The organism is Methylopila capsulata (assembly GCF_016907975.1).
Classification (GTDB): domain Bacteria; phylum Pseudomonadota; class Alphaproteobacteria; order Rhizobiales; family Methylopilaceae; genus Methylopila; species Methylopila capsulata.
Genome location: NZ_JAFBCY010000004.1, coordinates 107,153 through 121,397, shown reverse-complemented (window position 1 = coordinate 121,397; position 14,245 = coordinate 107,153). Strand labels below are relative to the sequence as shown.

The 14,245-nt window shown below is 70.1% G+C and carries 16 protein-coding genes; 9 read left to right on the top strand and 7 right to left on the bottom strand.

Annotated features, from left to right (window positions below; all coding sequences use genetic code 11):
• Window positions 1-93: 93 nt before the first annotated feature.
• Window positions 94-1,683 carry a gamma-glutamyltransferase family protein gene (locus JOD31_RS16525; RefSeq protein WP_204951534.1) on the top strand — a complete coding sequence of 530 codons (1,590 nt, stop codon included), beginning with the start codon at window positions 94-96 and terminating at the stop codon, window positions 1,681-1,683.
• 59 nt (window positions 1,684-1,742) lie between these two features.
• Here the strand turns inward: JOD31_RS16525 and JOD31_RS16520 are convergent, their stop codons facing one another.
• The 5 genes from JOD31_RS16520 to JOD31_RS16500 form a co-directional block, all read right to left on the bottom strand.
• The gene (locus JOD31_RS16520) at window positions 1,743-2,528 is read right to left on the bottom strand and encodes a GGDEF domain-containing protein (protein WP_204951533.1); all 786 of its coding nucleotides are present in this window, start codon (window positions 2,526-2,528) and stop codon (window positions 1,743-1,745) included.
• A gap of 131 nt (window positions 2,529-2,659) precedes the next feature.
• Window positions 2,660-3,109 (bottom strand): cyanase, encoded by a 450-nt coding sequence (gene cynS, locus JOD31_RS16515; protein WP_204951532.1) that lies wholly within the window; start codon window positions 3,107-3,109, stop codon window positions 2,660-2,662.
• Between the two features lie 46 nt (window positions 3,110-3,155).
• A complete protein-coding gene (locus JOD31_RS16510; protein WP_204951531.1) occupies window positions 3,156-4,037 on the bottom strand; it encodes an ABC transporter ATP-binding protein in 882 nt (293 codons plus the stop codon).
• A gap of 5 nt (window positions 4,038-4,042) precedes the next feature.
• A complete protein-coding gene (ntrB, locus tag JOD31_RS16505; protein WP_204951530.1) occupies window positions 4,043-4,888 on the bottom strand; it encodes a nitrate ABC transporter permease in 846 nt (281 codons plus the stop codon).
• A 4-nt stretch (window positions 4,889-4,892) separates the two neighbouring features.
• On the bottom strand, window positions 4,893-6,251 hold the full coding sequence (locus JOD31_RS16500; RefSeq protein ID WP_204951529.1) for a CmpA/NrtA family ABC transporter substrate-binding protein: 1,359 nt from the start codon (window positions 6,249-6,251) through the stop codon (window positions 4,893-4,895).
• A 161-nt stretch (window positions 6,252-6,412) separates the two neighbouring features.
• Between JOD31_RS16500 and JOD31_RS16495 the strand changes: the two genes are divergently transcribed.
• Entirely contained in the window at window positions 6,413-8,275 is a 1,863-nt protein-coding gene (locus tag JOD31_RS16495) for a sigma 54-interacting transcriptional regulator (protein ID WP_204951528.1), read from the top strand.
• Between the two features lie 288 nt (window positions 8,276-8,563).
• Here JOD31_RS16495 and JOD31_RS16490 read toward each other — a convergent pair whose 3' ends face one another.
• On the bottom strand, window positions 8,564-9,367 hold the full coding sequence (locus JOD31_RS16490) for a DUF4394 domain-containing protein (RefSeq protein ID WP_204951527.1): 804 nt from the start codon (window positions 9,365-9,367) through the stop codon (window positions 8,564-8,566).
• A 203-nt stretch (window positions 9,368-9,570) separates the two neighbouring features.
• Here JOD31_RS16490 and JOD31_RS16485 point away from each other — a divergent pair, with 203 nt between their 5' ends.
• The 7 genes from JOD31_RS16485 to JOD31_RS16455 all read left to right on the top strand — a co-directional run bounded on the left by JOD31_RS16485 (window position 9,571) and on the right by JOD31_RS16455 (window position 13,744).
• A complete protein-coding gene (locus JOD31_RS16485; protein WP_204951526.1) occupies window positions 9,571-10,131 on the top strand; it encodes a sigma-70 family RNA polymerase sigma factor in 561 nt (186 codons plus the stop codon).
• Window positions 10,128-10,865, top strand: a complete 738-nt coding sequence (locus tag JOD31_RS16480) for an anti-sigma factor (protein ID WP_204951525.1) — start codon at window positions 10,128-10,130, stop codon at window positions 10,863-10,865. Before JOD31_RS16485 ends, JOD31_RS16480 begins: the two co-directional genes overlap by 4 nt.
• A 55-nt stretch (window positions 10,866-10,920) precedes the next feature.
• On the top strand, window positions 10,921-11,760 hold the full coding sequence (locus JOD31_RS16475) for an aldo/keto reductase (RefSeq protein ID WP_204951524.1): 840 nt from the start codon (window positions 10,921-10,923) through the stop codon (window positions 11,758-11,760).
• 135 nt (window positions 11,761-11,895) lie between these two features.
• Entirely contained in the window at window positions 11,896-12,609 is a 714-nt protein-coding gene (locus tag JOD31_RS16470) for a glutathione S-transferase N-terminal domain-containing protein (RefSeq protein WP_204951523.1), read from the top strand.
• A gap of 145 nt (window positions 12,610-12,754) precedes the next feature.
• Window positions 12,755-13,033: a hypothetical protein gene (locus tag JOD31_RS16465; RefSeq protein WP_204951522.1), complete on the top strand. Its 279-nt coding sequence runs from the start codon at window positions 12,755-12,757 to the stop codon at window positions 13,031-13,033.
• Window positions 13,033-13,470 carry a phage holin family protein gene (locus JOD31_RS16460; RefSeq protein WP_204951521.1) on the top strand — a complete coding sequence of 146 codons (438 nt, stop codon included), beginning with the start codon at window positions 13,033-13,035 and terminating at the stop codon, window positions 13,468-13,470. The genes JOD31_RS16465 and JOD31_RS16460 overlap by 1 nt, the downstream gene beginning before the upstream one ends.
• Window positions 13,471-13,552: 82 nt before the next feature.
• Window positions 13,553-13,744, top strand: a complete 192-nt coding sequence (locus JOD31_RS16455; RefSeq protein WP_204951520.1) for a hypothetical protein — start codon at window positions 13,553-13,555, stop codon at window positions 13,742-13,744.
• A 3-nt stretch (window positions 13,745-13,747) separates the two neighbouring features.
• Here the strand turns inward: JOD31_RS16455 and JOD31_RS16450 are convergent, their stop codons facing one another.
• Complete coding sequence (locus tag JOD31_RS16450) at window positions 13,748-14,182, bottom strand: DUF2147 domain-containing protein (RefSeq protein WP_204951519.1); 435 nt, start codon at window positions 14,180-14,182, stop codon at window positions 13,748-13,750.
• Window positions 14,183-14,245: the final 63 nt, after the last annotated feature.

The following is a 14,245-nucleotide window of genomic DNA, read 5'->3' as shown; positions in this document are numbered from 1 at the left end:
CCGCGTCCTCATGCTGAGCAGCGACCTGTAAGGTCGCGTCTCGAAGCACGCACCGCGCCGCCGCCACACTGACCGACGCTCAAGGACTTCGAAATGAGAGACCTGTTCCGCCCCGGCCGCAGCACGCTGCTCGCCCCGAACGCCGCGATCGCGACGTCCCACCCTCTGTCGACCGCGGCCGGCCTCGCCGTGCTGCGCGAGGGCGGCAACGCCGTGGACGCGGCGCTCGCGGCCGTCTCGGTCCAGTGCGTGGTCGAGCCGCACATGACGGGCATCGCGGGCGACTGCTTCGTGCTCTACGCGCCGGCCGGCGGCGAGGTGATCGCCCTCAATGGCAGCGGCCGCGCGCCGGCGGCCGCCACCGTAGAGGCGCTGAAGGCGCTCGGGCTCTCCGAGATCCCGCCGACGAGCGCCCACGCCGTCACGGTTCCCGGCGCGATCTCGGCCTGGATGAAGCTGCACGGCGACCACGGTTCGCTGCCGCTGGAGCGCCTGTTCCGCGACGCGATCGCCTACGCCGAGAACGGCTATCCCGTGACGCAGCGCGTGGCGTTCGACTGGGCCCGCGCGGTTCCGCTGCTCGCGCTCGACGAAGGCGCGGCCGAGGTGATGCTGGTGGACGGCGGCCGCGCGCCCCGCGCCGGCGAGCGCCACGCGCAGCCGAAGATCGGCGCGCGCCTGCGCGAGATCGCCAAGGACGGCGCCGCGGCGTTCTATGCCGGCGCGGTGGCCGAGAGCCTGGTGAAGCGGCTCAACGCCCTCGGCGGCCTGCACACGATGGACGATTTCGCGGCCGGCTTGGACGGCGCGGACTACGTCACGCCGATCCATTCCAACTACCGCGGCTACGACGTCTACGAGTGCCCACCGAACGGCCAGGGCGTGGCCGCGCTGATGATCCTGAACGTTCTCGGCGGCTTCGATCTCGGCCCGGACGTGCAGATGGCGGAGCGCATCCACCTGCACGCGGAGGCGACCAAGCTCGCCTACCACCACCGCGACCACCTGATCGCGGACCACGACCACCTGCCCCACCCGACCGAGACGCTGCTCTCGGCCGAGACCACCGCGGCGCTGCGCCAGCGCGTTTCGCGCGAGACGGCACGCCCGGCGACGCTCTGGACCGAGCCGGAGCACAAGGACACCGTCTACCTTTCGGTGGTCGACCGCGACGGCAACGCGATCTCCTTCATCAACTCGATCTTCAACTCGTTCGGCTCCACGCGCCTCGACCCCGAGACCGGCATCCTGCTGCACAATCGCGGCGCGTCGTTCCGCCTGATCGAGGGGCACCCCAACGCCATCGGCCCGCGCAAACGCCCGATGCACACGATCATCCCAGGCATGCTGCGCAAGGACGGCCAGACCGTCGCGCCCTTCGGCGTCATGGGCGGGCACTACCAGGCGGCGGGTCACGCCGCGTTTCTGTCGGGAGTGCTCGACCGCGGCCTCGGGATCCAGGAAGCGATCGACGCGCCGCGCTCCTTCGCCTTCGACGGCGTATTGGAGGTGGAGCCCACGATCGACCCGCTCGTGCTCGAGCGTCTCGGCGCTCTCGGCCATCGCATCAAGGTGGCGGATTCGCCGATCGGCGGCGCCCAGGCGATCTGGATCGACCGCGCCAACGGCCTGCTGCTGGCGGGCTCCGACCCCCGCAAGGATGGCTGCGCGCTCGGGTTTTAAAGGGGATCATGATCTTCGACGTTACGCCGGCGGAGCCCGGCGTAACGTCGTGAGCCCGTTCAGGACGACGCCAGGAGTGCGTCGACCTTCTCGGCGGCGGCCAGGACGACGCGGTTGCGCCCCGCCCTCTTCGCCTCGTAGAGCCGCGCGTCGGCGGAGGTGTAGGCGGCGCGGACCGGCAGCGCCGGATCGATCGCCGACCCGCCGACGCTGATCGTCACGCTCAATGCGACGCCGCCCTCGACCAGGATCGGCGTCTGAGCGACCGCCGCGCGCAGACGTTCGGCCGCAGCCGCCGCATGGCCATCATCTGCGGCCGCCAGAACCACCGCAAACTCTTCGCCGCCGAGCCGCCCGACCGCGTCGCCCTCGCCAAGCCCGGACGAAAGCCGAGAGGCCACCTGCGTCAGCACGTCGTCGCCGACCGCATGGCCGTGGCGGTCGTTGATCGTCTTGAAGTGGTCGAGGTCGGCGACGAGCAGCCACGCGACGTCCGACGACGAGCGCGCCTGCTCCACGACCGCCAGCAGGCTCTCGCGGTTGAGCAGCCCCGTCAGGCCGTCCCGGCGCGCGGTCTCCGCCAGGGCGTCATGCGCCCGCTGAAGCTCCTCGTGGGCCAGCACGAGCGCGGCGCGGGCGGCGCGCAACTGCTCGTGCTGCCAGAGTTGCCACGCGCTCGCCGGCCAGGCGATGAGGAGCGGGCAGAGGACGCACATCAACCAGGCGTTGCCGTCGACGACGCCGCCGAGGGCGGGAACGATGGTGACCGCAAGGCCGAGCGAAAGCGCGACCGACAGGGCGGCGGCGCCGGTCGACCGCAACAACACCCGCCGTATCGCGGCCATGGCTCCCCCCGCCCATCCCGACGACGCGCCGACGGTCAGCGATCCATTAGCGCGTCATGTCGCGGTTGTGGAGCGGCGAACGCCGGCGACGCCGCGACATGAGGCCCGGAGCGGCGCCGCTTAGCCGTATCTCAATACCTCTTGTAGCTCAGGAACTTGCCGGACATCCCGAGCTTGACGCGGTCGCCCTTCTGGTCGGGCTGGCGCTCCAGCGTCATGTCGAAGTCGATCGCCGACATGATGCCGTCGCCGAACTCCTCGTGGATCAGTTCTTTCCACGTCGTGCCGTAGACCTGGATGAGCTCGTAGAACCGGTAGATCACCGGGTCCGTCGGCGGCACTTCGGGCAGCGATCCGCGATACGGGATTTCCGTCAGCAGGATCTCGGCCTCCTTCGGCAGGTCGAGCAGTTCGGCGGCCTTGGCGGCCTCGTTCGGCTCCAGCCGCATCTGCCCCAGCATCGCGGCGGTGATGACGATCTGCGAGGTCGAGATCGACACCTTCTCGTGGATCTGCTTCCAGGTCAGGCCCTTCATCCGCTTGGCGGACAGCACAAGTTCGGTCACTTCGGCGCGGGTCATGGCGCTTCCTCCTTCAGGGATGGGCGTTGGGTCGAGCGCTGCGGCCTCAGACGGAGGCCGCAGCCGGCACCTTGTCCTCGGCTACGGCGCACGGACGCACCACAGCCGGCTTGCGAGGGTCGTAGGGTCGGCCCTCGATCTCGCTCGCGAAGCTCTTCGAGCGGGTCACCAGAAACTCCAGCAGGTGGTTCCGCAGCGGATAGTAGTCGGCGTGCCGGTGCATCGAGGCCGCAAGCCGGTCGCGCGGCAGCGGATTCTCGACGATCTCCGCCTGCGGCCCGTTGGTCATGAGCACGATCCGGTCGGCGAGCAGCATGGCCTCGTCGATGTCGTGGGTGATCATGAACACGGTCTGCCCGGTCTCCCGGCAGATGCGCCGCGCTTCCTCCTGGAGCGAGCCGCGGGTCAGCGCGTCGAGCGCCGAGAACGGCTCGTCCATCAGCAGCATCTTGGGCTCGATCGCGAGCGCGCGGGCGATGCCGACGCGCTGCTTCATGCCGCCGGAGAGCTCCGACGGCTTCTTGTGCTCCGAGCCTGAGAGATGGACGAGGTCGACGTAACGCTGGCAATGCGCCCGGACCGTCTCCCGCGACCACTCCGGACGTCGGGACGACACCGCGAAGGCGATGTTGCCGAGCACGGTCATCCAGGGCAGCAGCGAATGACCCTGGAAGATCACCGCGCGATCGAGGCTGGGGCCGGAAATCTCGCGTCCGTCGACGATGACGGAGCCCGAGGAGGGCTGGTCGAGACCCGCGAGCACGTTGAGGATCGTGGTCTTGCCGCAGCCGGAGTGGCCGATCAGGCAGACGAACTCGCCTTTCTGGATCGGCAGCCACAGGTCTTCGAACACCGTGGTTTCGCCGCCGCCGCGCTTGGGGTAGCGCCGCGCCAGCGCCTCGATGGAGATGAGGGGCTTTTCGGTCATCCCGCTCACTCCCGGTAGGCCACGAGGCGGGCGGCGCGTGCGAGCGCGAGGTCGAGCGCCATGCCGACGAGGCCGATCAGCAGGATCGCGGTGATGATGTTGCCGATCGAAAGGTTGTTCCACTCGTTCCAGACGAAGTAGCCGATGCCGGTGCCGCCCACGAGCATCTCCGCCGCCACGATGACGAGCCAGGCGATGCCGATCGAGATCCGCATGCCGGTCATGATGGTGGGGGCCGCGGCCGGCAGGATCACGAGAAACGCCTTGCGGAAGGCGCCGACCTCGAGCGTGGCGGCGACGTTCAGCCACTCCTTGCGGACGCTCGCGACGCCGAAGGCGGTGTTGATCAGCATCGGCCAGAGCGAGCAGATGAAGATCACGAAGATCGCCGAGATCCCGCTGTCCTTGATCGTGTAGAGCGCGAGCGGCATCCAAGCCAAAGGCGAGATCGGCTTGAGGATCTGGATGAACGGGTCGAGCGCGCGGTAGGTCAGCGGCGACATGCCGATCAGGAAGCCGAGCGGGATCGCGACGGCGGCCGCCAGCAGGTAGCCGACGATCACGCGGCCGAGCGAATAGGCGAGCTGGATCCCGACGCCCTGGTCGTTGGCGCCGCGGACATAGAACGGGTCCTTCAGGTGCCCCCAAAGCGTCGCGGCGACGTCCGCGGGCGTCGGGAACGCGCTTTTCGCCCCCTGCGCCGCGGCGCCCGAGACGAGCGCGGCGTATTCCGGGTCGACGTTCCCGGCGACGCCCGCGGTCGGCAGCGTCGCCCACTGCCAGGCCCCGATGAACGCCGCGAAGATCAGCAGCGACAGCAGCCCCGCGCGCAGGGTGAGAGACGACGCCACCCCCTCAGCCCCGCTTGATCGCGAAGGACGCGACGTACTCGTCCGGCTTCGTCGGATCGAACGGCTTGCCCATGACGGAGAAGGTCTTGGTGGTCGTCTCGGGCGGGGTCAGGCCGGCTTCCGCCATCAACCTCTTGGCGTCGGTCGCGAGGAACACGTCGTTCGCGACCTTGGCGTAGTCGACGTCGCCCTTGATCTGGCCCCAGCGCTTCATCTGGGTGAGGATCCAGACCGCGAAGCTCTCCCACGGGAACGGATCGAAGGCGATGCGGTTCGGGTCCTTCTTCACGCCGCCGAGGCCGTCGGCGTAGGTGCCTGTCAGCACCTGCTCCACCACCGTCACCGGCTGGTTGAGGTAGTTGGTCGGGGCGATCGCGGCCGCGATCTCCTTGCGGTTCTCGGCCTTCTGCGCGAAGGCCGTCGCCTCGATGATCGCCTTCAGCAGCGCCTGGTAGGTCCCCGGCATCTCGGTCACGAACTGCTTCGAGGCCGAGAAGGCGCAGCAGGGGTGGCCGTCCCACATCTCCTTCGACAGCATGTGGATGAAGCCGACGCCGTCGTAGACCGCGCGCTGGTTGACCGGGTCCGGCGCCAGGAAGCCGTCGATGTTGTCGGCCCGCAGGTTCGCGACCATCTCGGGCGGCGGCACGGCGCGGATCTGCACGTCGCGGTCGGGGTCGATCCCGGCTTCGGCGAGATAGTAGCGCAGCAGGTAGTTGTGCATGGAGTAGTCAAAGGGCACCGCGAACTTCATGCCCTTCCAGTCCTTGGGGTCGCGCTTGTCCTTGTGCTTGACCGCGAGCGTGATCGCCTGGCCGTTGACGTTCTCGACCGCCGGCATGGTCCACGGGATCGGGTTCGAGCCGACGCCCATGGAGATCGCGAGCGGCATGGGCGAGAGCATGTGCGCGGCGTCGTATTCCTTGTTGATCGCCTTGTCTCGGATCACGGCCCAGCCGGCGGTCTTCACCACCTCGACGTTCAAGCCCTGCTTCTCATAGAAGCCCATGGGCTTCGCCATGATGATCGGCGTCGCGCAGGTGATCGGGATGAAGCCGACCTTGAGGTCGGTCTTCTCGGGCTTCGCTCCTTGCGCGAAGACCTCGGTGGCGGAGGCCAGCGGGAACAGCGCGTTCACGGCGGCGAAGGCCGTTCCGGCGCCGACCGCGCTCAGGAAGGCGCGCCGGGTGGCGTCGTGCGGGAACAGCGCGCGCATCACCGCGCCCTCGACGACGCGGGTCGCGCGCGCGTCTTCGGACGCCTGCGCCGCGGCGTGCTCGGCCTCGCTGCCGTGCTGGCCGCAGGAACAACCGCGGCTACGCAGGCGATAACGGGCGTCGAATGGATCATCGAATGTGGTCATCGGCGCGGGCTCCGGGTGAACGATCGTGCCGAACTCCTTGCAGGCGACGTGCCAAGCGCCGCGCGACGCGCAAAGACGTGAGAGTCCAACGGACTTGCACTGACTTCGGATTCACGAAATATCGTTAGTCACGATTATTCGTAAGTGAGAGACGAGATCTCGTGACCTCGCCCGCGGCGCTCGCCTTCGAGACGACCCCCGACGCCGCGTTGATCGTGGACCCGCACCGGGACGCGATCATCGCCGCGAACGCCGTCGCGCGGCGGCTGTTCGCCGGCGATGGCGGATCTCTGGAAGGCGTGTCCTTCGCCGAACTGCATCCGGGTCAACGGCCAGCCCTCGTCGTCTTCACCGAGGCCGTGCTCACGCTCGGCCGGCACTGGACGCGTTCGCTCAAGCCGCGGCTCGCATCCGACGGCCCGCGCGACGTCGAATACGTCGGCGTCCGGCTTCCCGAGGGCGACCGGATCCTCGTCACCCTCTCTGATCTCGACGAACGCCGCCGCCGCGACGCGAACGCCGAGGCCGACCGCTACATTCGCGACGGCATCGCCGAATGGCGCCGCGTCGAGCGTTTCTTCCAGGACGTTGAGCGTGAGAACCAGCTGATCCTCCGCGCGGCGGGCGAAGGCGTGTACGGCGTCAACGCCGACGGGATCACGACCTTCCTCAACCCTGCGGCCGAACGGATGCTGGGCTGGACCGCGGAGGAGCTGGTCGGCCGCAACATGCACGCCACCGTCCATCACAAGCACCCCGACGGCGCGCATTACCCGCATCACGACTGCCCGATCTACGCCGCCTTCCGCGACGGCGCGGTGCACCAGGTCGCGGACGAAGTGTTCTGGCGGAAGGACGGCGCGCCGCTCTGGGTGGAATACACATCGACGCCGATCCGCGACCGGGGCGCGGTGGTGGGCGCGGTCGTGGTGTTCCGCGACATCGGCCAGCGCCGCGAGGCCGAGGCCAAGCTCAAGGCGGCCCTCGCCGAAGTCGAGAACTTGCGCGAGCGGCTGGAGCTGGAGAACGCTTACCTGCAGGAGGAAATCCGTCTGGAAGGCCGCCACCACGGCATCATCGGCACCAGCGCCGCGATCGAGACCGTGCTGCGGCAGGTCGAGCTCGTGGCGCCGACCGACGCCTCGGTGCTCGTCACCGGCGAGAGCGGCACCGGCAAGGAGCTGATCGCCCGCGCGATCCATGAAGCCAGCCGGCGGCGGGAGCGGCCGCTGATCCGCGTGAACTGCGCGGCGATCCCGCGCGAGCTGTTCGAGAGCGAGTTCTTCGGCCATGTGAAGGGCGCCTTCACCGGCGCCTTCCGCGACCGCGTCGGCCGCTTCGAACTGGCGAACGGCGGGACCCTGTTTCTGGACGAGGTGGGCGAGATTCCGCTCGAGCTCCAGAGCAAGCTGCTGCGGGTGCTGCAGGAAGGCCAGATCGAGCGCGTGGGCGAGGAGCGGACGCGAAAGGTCGACGTCCGGGTCATCGCCGCCACCAACCGCGACCTCGACGCCGAGGTGCGGAAGGGAACGTTCCGCCGCGACCTCTACTTCCGCCTGAACGTCTTCCCCCTGCACTCCGCGCCCTTGCGCGAACGGCCGGAGGACATCCCGCCGCTGGCGCTGAACATCCTGCGGCGGCCGGGGCGCGCGCCGGCGGGACGGCCGCTGGCGTTGACCGAAGGCGACGTGCGCCGCCTCACCGCCTACGACTGGCCCGGCAACGTGCGCGAACTCGAGAACGTCATGGAGCGGGCGATCATCCTCGCGCGTGACGGCAAGCTCCGGATCGACCTGCCGGCCGCGCCCGCCTCGCGGGCGACGGCTCCGGCGCCGTCGAAGGCGACAGGCCACGAGATCCTCACCGCGGAAGACCTCCGCGCCCGCGACGCCGCCAACATCCGCGCGGCGCTCGTCGCCGCAGGCGGCAAGGTCTCGGGCCCCGGCGGAGCCGCGGAGCGGCTCGGCCTGAAACCCACCACCCTCGCCTCCCGCATGAAGGCCCTGGGGGTGGAGCGGGGCTGAAAGCTCGGCTGGCGGTTCAGAAACGCCCGCGGTGGTTGCCGTCCGTCCTTTGTCTGAACGCCGTCACGCCGACGCAAGGCAAAGCATACCGGCGCTCCGATAGGCTCGCGTGTTTCAGGTGAGGTGGACGTGCGCCTGGCAAGCTCGACGTCGCCCCGGCCGGAGCGCCGGGGCCCATAGCCCCGCCGTTCGAGATGATCCTGAACCGGCGAGGTTATGGATTCCGGCGCTTCGGCCGGAATGACGGCGGGATTCAGTGCGTCGACGACGACCGAAAGCGCTTCAAGCTCAGCTCTTCGGCCACCAGGCGATGTCGGTGACGTCCTTGCCGCCCTCGATGTCGCCGGCCTTGGTGGTCTTGCCGGTGGCGAGGTCGATCGAATAGAGCGCGCCGCCCGCCATCAGCCAGCCGGCGTTCTTGCCGTCGGCCATCGCGGCGATCTCGAAGCCGACCGGACCCGAGAGCTTCACGTCGATCTTGCCGATGGCGGACAGGACGCCGTCGTTCGGCGGGGCCTGCTTCACAAGCGCCGGGATGGTGGCGTCGATGTCGTAGAGCTCGGTCTTCTCGGCCTTCTTGCCGTTGACCGAGTTGGTGTAGGCGCCCGCCACGATGTTGGGCTTTTCGCCCTTGTGCATGTCGGTCTCGGCGTACTTCAGCGACCCGTCGACCGTCGCCTTGCCGTCGTCGACGTTGACGCGGAGGCTCATGCCGCCGTCGGTCAGGATGCGGAGGCGGTCCGCCATCGGGTTGAAGTCCACGGTCACCTTGGCGCCTGCAGGGATCTTCTCGCTCAGCGTGCTCTTCTTCGTCGCCGCGCCGGACTTCGGATCGATCGTGACGATGTCGCCGGCGGCGGTGACGCCGTACAGCATGCCGTCGGCCGGGCGGACGTCGATGCCGACGAGGTCGCTCGCGCCGGTCAGCTCGACCGCGCCGGAGACCTTGAGGGTCGAGGCGTCGACCAGCGCCAGCGCCTTGCCGCCGACCAGCGCGATCACGGTGTCGGCGGACGCGGGCGCTGCAGCCGCGAGGCTAAGGGCGCCGACGGCGGCGGCGAGGCGGAGCTTGGACGAAAGGGCGAAGGACATCGGGTGCGTCTCCTGTCGTGTCGTGGCGCGCCGCCGAACGCGACCCGCACTGACCCTACCCGCGGGACGCCGGCGGCGGATGCAGCGGATGCGATGTCTTTTTCGTGAGCGGAGATTTTTGGCCGTCCCTGCATCCCCGGAGCGGTCGCTCGGGTATGACTCGGGACCCGCCCGCCGACCGCGGCTCCGGAGATCGAACGAGCATGACCGCCGACGCCGTCGCCACCGACCGGACCGACCTCTGCGCCGCCGACCTCGCCGCCTGCGCGCGCGGCGACCGGGCGGCGTTGCGCGCGATCTACGAGCGCGAGGCCGCGACGCTGATCGCGGTCGCGGCGCGCATCGTGCGCCGGCGCGAGGTCGCCGAGGAGGTCGTGCAGGAGGCCTTCGTCCAGATCTGGCGGCGCGCGGGAAGCTTCGATCCCGCCCTCGGCTCCGGCCGCGGCTGGGTCTTCGCCATCGTCCGCAACCGGGCGCTGAACGCGGTCCGCGACGAGCGCCACGTGCCCGTGGAGGACGAGGCGCTGGCGGCCTATGCGGAGGCCGCGACCGACGTGGACGACGCCTTCGGCCGGCTGGCCGCCTCGAGCGCGCTTCGCCGCTGCCTCGGCGGCCTGGAGCCCCGGCGCCGAGCGAGCCTGCTGCTCGCGTATGTCGCGGGCCTCAGCCATGGCGAGATCGCCGAGCGCCTCAACGTGCCGCTTGGCACCGCCAAGGCCTGGGTGCGGCGCTCGCTGCTTGCGCTGAAGGAGTGCATGGCGTGAGCCCGCGGGAGACCGACCTCGCCCTCGCCGGCGAATACGCGCTCGGCCTGCTGCCGCCCGCCGAGCATGAGGCGTTCGAGCTCCGGCTCGCGACCGACCGGACCCTGGCGCTCGCCGTCGCCGCGTGGCGCGACCGCCTCCACGAGCTTGACGCAGCGGCGCCGCCGATCGCGCCCTCTCCCGACCTCTGGGCGAAGATCGAAGGCGCGGTCGAAGCCCCGCCCCGGGTCGCTGCGGCCTCCCCTCCCCGGTCCGTCCGCCCGCAGGTCGAAGGCCGACCGTCGGTCTTCGCCGGCCTCTGGGAAAACCTGACGCTCTGGCGCGGCGTAGGTTTCGCCGGCGCGGCGGCGAGCATCGCGCTGGGCCTCGTCCTGGTCGCGACCCCGAAGCCCCGCGCGCCGATCGCGATCGCCGTCTTGCTGACATCAGACGGCGTTCCCGGCGCGATCGTCGACATCTACGCCGACGGCGAAGCGCTGGTCGCGCCGCTGCAGGACGTCTCCGTGCCGGACGGGAGGACGCTGCAGGTGTGGACGCTGCCGGACGTCCAGCGTGGCCCGGTCTCCATCGGCCTGATGCCGCGGGCCGCTCGAACGCGGCTCGCGTCCATGGAGCTGCCGGCCCCGAAACCGCGCCAGCTTTACGAGATCACCCTCGAGCCCGCCGGCGGATCGCCGACCGCGCGGCCGACCGGCCCGATTCTTTACAAGGGCTACGCCGAACCCCCGCGTTGACGCGCCCTTCCGGGTGTCGGAGGTTCCGCGCCCCGACTGTTGAAGGAGACACGCCATGCGCACCGCGCCGTTCGGCCCCACCGGCCGCCAGGTCTCCGCCATCGGCCAGGGCACGTGGCTGATCGATGAGGACGACCGTCTCGGCCCCGTGGAGGCGCTTCGGGCCGGCCTCGACGTCGGGATGACGCATGTCGACACCGCCGAGATGTACGGCGACGCCGAGGTGATGGTGGCCGAGGCCATCGCCGACCGCCGCGACGAGGTGTTCCTGGTCTCGAAGGTGCTCCCCGAGAACGCCTCCGCGCGCGGGACGATTGCGGCCTGCGAGCGCTCGCTGAAGCGGCTGAAGACCGAGCGGCTCGACTGCTACCTGCTGCACTGGCGCGGGTCCTACCCGCTGGCCGAGACGGTTGGAGCCTTCGAGCGTCTGGTCGAGGCCGGCAAGATCGCCTCCTGGGGCGTCAGCAACTTCGACGCCAAGGACCTCGACGAACTCCTCGCCGTCACCGAGCCCGGCCGCATCGCCTGCAACCAGGTGCTCTACCATCTCGGCGAACGCGCCATCGAGCACCGCGTCCTGCCGTGGTGCGAGGCGAACGGCGTCGCGCTCGTCGCCTACAGCCCGTTCGGCCACGACGATTTTCCGCCCCCGAACTCACCCGGCGGGCGGGCGCTTGCGGAAATCGGCGCGACGCACGGCGCGACGGCCCGGCAGGCAGCGCTGGCCGCCCTCTCCCGGCGGCCGTCGGTGTTCGTCATCCCGAAGGCGTCCAGCGTCGCCCACGCCCGTGACAACGCCGCCGCCGCCGACATCGAGCTGACCCCGGCGCAGCTCACGCGGATCGACGCGGTGTTTCCGCGCGGCCGGGAGCCGCGACGCCTCCCGATGATCTGACGTCGCGGGAGCCATGCGCGGCCGCAAGGTCGCGCCCGCGGCGCGCCCGCTTGCCGCAGCCGTCGCGCCGGCTAGCTTTGGACGCACGATCAGGCCCGCGCCGCCCGCGGGCAGTTCTCATCCAAGGAGGCCGCGATGGCCGAAGTGACGACGCCGCCGATCGACCTGTTCTACTGGCCCACGCCGAACGGCTGGAAGATCACCATCATGCTCGAGGAGTGCGGCCTGCCCTACGCCGTCCGCCCCGTGAACATCGGCAAGGGCGACCAGTTCAAGCCCGAGTTCCTGAGCATCTCGCCCAACAACAAGATGCCGGCGATCGTCGACCCCGACGGGCCCGGCGGGCAGCCGATCTCGGTCTTCGAATCGGGCGCGATCCTGCAGTATCTCGGCCGCAAGACCTGCAGGTTCTATCCGTCCGACGAGCGCCGCCGGGTGGAGGTCGACGAGTGGCTGTTCTGGCAGATGGGCGGCTTCGGCCCGATGCTCGGCCAGACGCATCACTTCCGCCAGTACGCGCCGGAGAAGGTGCCCTACGCGATCGAGCGCTACACCAACGAGACCCACCGGCTCTACGGCGTGCTGAACGAACGCCTGAAGGACCGCGAGTTCATCTGCGGCGACTATTCGATCGCCGACATGGCGGTCATCGGATGGGCGAAGCTCTGGGAGCGTCAGGGCCAGGACATCGCCGAGTTCCCGCACGTGAAGCGCTGGCTCGACGTCATGCTCGCCCGGCCCGCGGTCGCGCGCGGCCTGGAGGTCAAGGTCGACCAGCCGCCGATGGACCTCGCGACCGACAAGGACGCGCAGAAGATGCTGTTCGGCCAGCGCGCTCGCGCGGGCTGACGCCGTTGCGGCGCCGTTTCGGCGCGATCCGGGCCCGCAGGGCGTTTTTCCGGCCGCCCACCGCTCGACGGGACGAGCACGCGATCCAGTTATGCGCTCGGGCGCTCAGGCGCGAACCGCTTCACACTCTCCAGGAGTAAACCTCATGTCCGAATCCACCGGAACCGGCGCCGACGCTCTCGAGAACGATCTGGCGACCCTTCGCGAAGACGTCTCCCGCCTCGCCGACACCATCTCGACCCTCGTCGCCGACGGCGCGGCGACCGCCAAGGTGGCCGCCGCCGACGCCGCCAACACCGCGCGCGACAAGGCGGTCTCCGCCGTCGACGACGTCAGCGCCTCGATCGAGCAGAACCCGCTGACCGCGGTGCTGATCGCGCTTGGAGTGGGCTACGTGGTCGGCGCGCTCGGGCGTCGCCGCTGATGTGGCGTTTCCTGCTTCAGGCCGGCATGGGGGCCGCGACGTTGAACGTCGCCGGCCGGATCGCGCGGCTGAAGCGCATGGCGGTCTGCTTCGCGATCGCGGGGGTGCTGGGGCTCCTTGCCCTCGGCGCGCTGCTGTTCGCGCTGGGCGCCCTACTTGAGCCCCGCTTCGGCGCCGCGGGCGCCGCGGGCATCGTCGGCGGCGTGACGCTCGTCGTCGCGGCGTTCGTCGGCTGGGCGGCGACTTGGACTCCGAAGCGGACGGCGCGACCGACCGCGGCGCCGATCGCCGACCGCGTAAGGTCGGAACTGAGCGCTGTCGGATCGGCGTTCTCCGGTTCGGACCGACCGCGCCTGCCGGGCGAACGGCGCTCCCGCGGGGTCAACATGATCCTGATCGCCGCGCTCGCCGGGATCGTGCTCGGTCGCCGGCTGTGATCGCGGGTCCGTCCGCGCCTTGTTGGGCGCGGACGGAACCTTCCGCTCGTCGGACCGTTCCGTCGCTATGAAAAACCCTTGGATGAGTCTCTGGCTGAGCGCGGCGAACGCGCAGGCCTCCTCCGCGCGCGGACTGTTCGCGGCCAACCTCGCGCGCGCCCAGAAGACGGCGATCGAGGACATGACGCGCCAGACTCTGGCGTTCTGGACGACCGGCGCGGCGCCCGCGGCGGCGAAGAGCGCGCCGAAGAAGCGCCGGCGCGCTCGCGCCTGACGTTCAGTTCGCAGGCGTCCAAACCTGCGTCTTGCAGACCAGACCGGCCAGCGCGCACCCCTCGATCTTGAGCGCGCCGTCGCTTTGCGGCGTCATGTAGGCCTTGTAGGTCTTGCCGTCTCCCGGGTTGTAGATCTGGCCCGTCCAGCGCGCGCCGTCGGGCTTCATGCCGCTGAGCAGCGACAGGCCCACGATCGGGCGCCCCTGCTTCGCCTTGTCGACGTTGTTGATGTCGAGCTTGGCTTTGCCGGTCTCGTCCGTCGGCTCGCGCAACGAGACGATCGCGCCGCAGAGCGCGGCTCCGCACGCGCTGATTTTGACCTTGGCTTTCCCTCCGGGCGTGCTCCAGAGGCCGAGCGGGTCCGAGCGCGCAGGCGCGGACCCGAGCGCCGCGAGGATGACGGCTGCTGCCGCGAAGCGGCGGAACGTGGCGGACATCGAGAATCTCCCGGAAGCCAGACCCGTCGGACGCCGCCCGTGCGGCAATGCCGGCGCGCGACG